This is a genomic window from Vibrio sp. 10N.222.48.A3 (genome assembly GCF_041475345.1).
GTDB classification, from domain to species: domain Bacteria; phylum Pseudomonadota; class Gammaproteobacteria; order Enterobacterales; family Vibrionaceae; genus Vibrio; species Vibrio tasmaniensis_A.
This window is the reverse complement of the sequence record NZ_JBFRVX010000243.1, coordinates 1-5,000: the sequence shown is the minus strand read 5'-3', so window position 1 is coordinate 5,000 and position 5,000 is coordinate 1. Positions and strand designations below refer to the sequence as shown.

Below are 5,000 nucleotides of genomic sequence, written 5' to 3'. Positions count from 1 at the left end.
GTTGGGCGTTAGTTTCGCCTTTGCTGAGCGATACAGACTCTATGGTTCGTCATTCAGCAACATCGAACTTAGTTCGTGATTACAATACGTTAGATAAAGAACAGAAAGCACAAATCGAACAACCTGTCGCTGAGTTAATAACATTCTTGGAATCACAAGAATCTGAAAAGTTTCAATTGTTGTTCGCTGACGTGCTCCGTTGGCACAATGAATGGGATAAAGCGGAAACGATTTATCTTGAGTTGATTAATACTCACCAGAAAGACCCTCAAGTTTGGCTGAGCTACGCGGATAACTTCCGAGCTCAGAATAAAGATCAACAAGCGGTCGAGGTGTTGGATCGTGGTTTGAAGAACGTGCCGGACAATGCAGCGATGCACTATTCTAAATCATTAACTTTGGTTCGCCTTGAAGACAAGGCAGCAGCAGCCAAAGAGATTGAAGTAGCAGCAGAACTTGCAAAAGATAACAGCTACTACTGGTACTTGAATGGGGTACTACAAGAAGAGCTGGATATCGACAAATCGACTAAATCGTTCGAGAAAGCGTATTTGATCTCTGGCTCTCCAGAACAGTTATACGTGGTATGCGATATTTATGTACGCTATGGCAATGAAAAAACAGATGATTGCTTGGGTGAGCTAGGTAAAGTGGCTCCTGATTATGTTATTGAACAGTTGAAAGAGAAACGAGTCGCGCCAAGCTCATAATATTTGAATGAGTAAATAGATAAGCCGCTTATGAAAAGCCAGTCGAAATATTCGACTGGCTTTTTTGGATCTTAATTGCTGCAAGTGACCATCGATTTGAATTCGAGCTAAAAAACAAAACTCAACATGATGGTGTAGAGCAATGCATCTTTATCGGTTTTAGGGGCGTCAATAAAGGCACCGTTTGACCTACGAGCTTCGAAGAATTGCATTTCACCATTGATAGATATATTTGACATCAAGTCGTAATCTACACCAACTAAGTAGCTATTCCCTTCTAAGTGCTCATTGGCGTTAAATTGCGCGCCGTATACTACGTAAGGTGTGAATACTCCTAAATGGTAACCTAGGCTGGCGTACATGGATGAAGAAACGTCACTGATTTGACCTTCGCTCGCCAATACCGCTTGGCCAAATTCATATTCAGCGCCTAGCGACCAAAGTTGGATGTGTTGGTTGTCTGCTGTTGGAAGCGTGCCAACGTTTTTAATTTTTGTCGTTTGATCGAAATTTGAATCAAGGAAAGATAAGTTCCAACGATAGTTATCACCACTTAATTGAAGGTTTGCACCAAACATTCGATTTGTTTCGAATTCCAGCTCGGTTGTCGAATTGAACTCTACTTCATTCTTATCTTTGATTCCGACAAATGGAGAGAGTTGTAGGGTAGCTTCATCGGTTACATCATGAGTCCAACTCACTTTGACACCGTTGAAAGCGGTAATACCAAGAACGCTGTTATACACCTCTGTCGGTGGTCTTGCCGTCATATAGGCTTGGCCAACATAATAGTATTCAGAGGCAAGGAATAGTGGCAGTCGTAATCGACCAATACTCACATCGAAGTCGTTAAATTCATAGCCCAAGTAAGCCCACTCGAGTTGAGGATCACTCCAATCATATTGGGGTGGTTTGACAACTTGTACGGAAGCTTTAAATGAGTTGTAAAAGTAATCGAGTTGAACTCCAAGTGTGGTATCACAGTCATAACAATTTTCATCGGTAAAACCATTGTTGATGATTAAAGGGGAGTCGTTATCTGATGTTGCCCAAGAAGTAGAACCAAATCCGCTTAACGAAAAATTATCGGTAAGTTCAATAATAGCGAAAGCCGGAGAGGCAATTGAAGCACATAGCACTGACGTAATTATTTTTTTCATATTATTTCTCCGAGCTTATAACGTATAGAACATTGGCATTTTCAGGGAGCGTCGAGAGCGGGGCGTACCCAATTCGATTGGGCTTGTCATCAAGCCAGTCAACCAAGGTTTCGGTGGACGCCGATTTAATCTCTCTTGGATAACGAGCTTTACCTGAGAAGGATAAGCTCGCCCAATGGGCATTCATTTGAGCTGCGTTTTTTCCAAGCAGTTGTTGGTAAAAAACTTCACGTTCGCTGCTGTTTTCAGGCCAATCAGAAAGTTCTACACGTTTACCATCGAGTCGTTTTGTTTTTCCTCTATACAGCTTCCTTGCTTTGTTTATCGATATTTCTTCAAATCCTGAATCTAAAGAGAATATGGCGTAATCTTCTGCGGCATGAGCTGGGCTGAGAAGAAGCAAGTTTCCTAATAGCCCTACCGCGACTGGCAATATGACTCTGCGTGGAAGTGTTTTTATTGTTTTAATCCAATCCATGGGTTTCTCCTAACAAGTCGCACTTTCTATTTGATGGAATAGCTTTTCTTTTCTTACGGGCTTCGCTACGTATCCATCCATGCCTGAATCAAAGCACTTTTGAATGTCATCATCGATAACACTGGCGGTTAGCGCGATGATAGGAGTTTTGCTTAAGCCTAGGTTTTTCTCATGCTCCCGAATCTCCTTAGTTGCTGTGAAACCGTCCATAACGGGCATCATGCAATCCATTAGTATAATGTCGAAACTACTGTCGTTTTGGTACATATCAACGGCAATTTGACCATTCTCTGCAATTTCAAAAGCGTAACCAGCCCTTGTTAGCATGACCGAAGCGACTTTTTGGTTAACTCGATTGTCTTCGACGAGCAGTATTCTTTCAGATTTGCTCGGAACCGGGTTTTGTTCTCTTTCCTCTGGCACAGTCCGTTTAGCTGCAGCATTAAGAATCGGCGTTACGGTCGCGGGTTTTTTCGTAGATTTAGTTTTGTAGGCAACAGGAAGTGGCATTGCTTCAACGGCGGCAAGTACTTTTTCTTTTAACATTTCAAATTTGAATGGCTTTGGCACATAGTCATCCATGCCCACGTCGAAACACCTTTGAATATCGTCATCAATAACACTGGCGGTCAGGGCAATGATAGGGATACGACGCGTGGCATTGGTCTCTTTTTCAACGCGGCGAATATTACTTGTCGCTTCAAAGCCATCCATAACCGGCATCATGCAGTCCATGAGTATTGCTGCGTAGTGAGGGTTCGATCTGAACATGTCCACGGCTTCCTGGCCATTATTCGCAAACTCGAATTCAAAACCACTTTTACCAACATGAAGCCCGGCAATTTTTTGGTTGACCTTGTTGTCTTCGACGATCAGAATTTTGTGTTGTATCTCTAGAGAAGGTTGGCTCGCCTCTGAAAGCTCAACCCGACCCTGTGTATCACAGAGCTCAACCGCTTTAATCAAACGTAAACCGAGTAGGGGCTGTGATACTTGAGCCGTAACACAATTGCCGATGTCAGCCGGCTCGCTCAAAAATGATCGAATCAAGCAGATAGTGATGCCGTTTTGGTGGAGCTTATCTAAGTCACTGGTATAGTCACTGGCTTGGAATGTGTCATCTTCAGCAAAGACAACTGTGATTGGGTTAGCGTGCTTTTGAATCGTGAGTTGTTGTGTAAGCTCAGCTGTATCTCTCGTTTGTTGGGTTATTTCTAAACCATAGAGGTTAAGGTCCCATTCTATTCGTTTAGAGAGCATGTTCGCGTTACCTAGAACATAAATGTCGGCGGTTGCTGTGCTTGGTTTTGGCAACATTAAATCAATGGGTAATTCTAGATCGAAGTAGAAACAACTGCCTTTACCTTTGACGGAGTCGAGTTGGATCTGACCACCCATAAGTTCAACAAGCTGAGTACTGATCGCAAGGCCAAGACCAGTACCACCGAATTGTCTGGTCGTTGAATCATCTTCTTGAGCGAACGGTTCGAATATCTGTTTCTGTTGCTGTTTATCGATACCAATCCCCGTGTCTCGCACAGAAAACCTTAGGGTGACATTGTTTTCTGCTTTGTTTAGCGTTTGGATTGACAGGGTAACGCCACCTTCTGCTGTGAACTTCACCGCGTTCGACATAAAGTTCATCAAGATCTGTCTTAATCGGTGATCATCGATCATCACGCGTGCAGGTGTGTCTGGGCTGATATCAACGTTCACTGATATTTTTTGCTCTTTAGCTTTTGGCGCGACAATAGATGCGATGTCGTAAATGGATTCTCTAATCGATGCCGAATGCGGGCTGATTAATAGCATGCCAGATTCAATCTTAGAGAAGTCTAAGATGTCGTTGATCAGGCTTAGCAGTAGTTGAGATGAGGTCTCGATCGTATCTACATAATCACGTTGTGTTGGTGTAAGTGGTGTGTCTGACAGAATCTCCGAAATACCGATAACGCCATTCAGTGGGGTTCGAATTTCATGAGACATATTGGCCAAGAAGCTACTTTTCGCTTTGCTAGCTTGTATCGCGTGGTCTTTGGCTTCTTCGGCGTCTTCTTTAGCTCGCTCTGCGTCTTCTTTCGCTATCGTTAACTTCTCTTTTGCATGTTCTCGTTCGATGGTCAGTCGCTCTACTTGCTGAGCAAATAGGCTGAGTTCGTCTTTGCCTTGAATCAGTTTGTCCAAAGAAGGGCGGGTATCATCATTTTCACTTTTTAAGAACCTAAGAACTAGCCCAAGATTGTTGGTGACTTGTTTCGCTAAACTGAGGGTTAATCCCATAACAGTTGCTGCAAGCAACGTGACGATGGAAATAAATAGCGTTCTTTCTGTTTGAGCATCTGAGATCGCTTGAGCTACTTCGGCTTGGAACTCTTGTTTGATCACGTCACCTAAATTCTGCAACAGGCTTAGGCGAGCACTCATCGCATTGAGTCCGGTAGTGATCTCTTTTGGAGTCAATGCGCTTATTGTGGATGAACTATGAAGTGCGTGACGTATCTCTTGGCTTTTCATAAAAGCCTCATCTTTAAACACTTCAATCATGAGTGAAACTTGATGTGTATTGGCATTCAAGGACACAAATCTTTCTAAGAACAAAACTTGCCTAGCATTGAGGCTTTCAACCAACTCGGCTAGTTCAGAATCATACTC

At 43.1% G+C, this 5,000-nt stretch carries 4 protein-coding genes; 1 reads left to right on the top strand and 3 read right to left on the bottom strand.

All coding sequences use genetic code 11. The annotated features are described in order from the left end of the window. Window positions 1–710 (top strand): hypothetical protein (locus AB4653_RS08225; RefSeq protein ID WP_372103787.1); only part of this gene is annotated, 710 nt, incomplete at its 5' end. Between the two features lie 107 nt (window positions 711–817). On the opposite strand, the gene AB4653_RS08220 is transcribed toward AB4653_RS08225, so the two are convergent. The 3 genes from AB4653_RS08220 to AB4653_RS08210 form a co-directional block, all read right to left on the bottom strand. Continuing rightward, on the bottom strand, window positions 818–1,870 hold the full coding sequence (locus AB4653_RS08220; RefSeq protein ID WP_009844969.1) for an ABC sulfate transporter permease: 1,053 nt from the start codon (window positions 1,868–1,870) through the stop codon (window positions 818–820). Window position 1,871: 1 nt separating this feature from the next. Then, window positions 1,872–2,348, bottom strand: coding sequence for a hypothetical protein (locus tag AB4653_RS08215; RefSeq protein WP_009844970.1), 477 nt, complete (start codon window positions 2,346–2,348; stop codon window positions 1,872–1,874). Between the two features lie 9 nt (window positions 2,349–2,357). Beyond that, window positions 2,358–5,000: response regulator (locus tag AB4653_RS08210; protein WP_372103784.1), on the bottom strand; the 2,643-nt coding region annotated here is incomplete at its 5' end.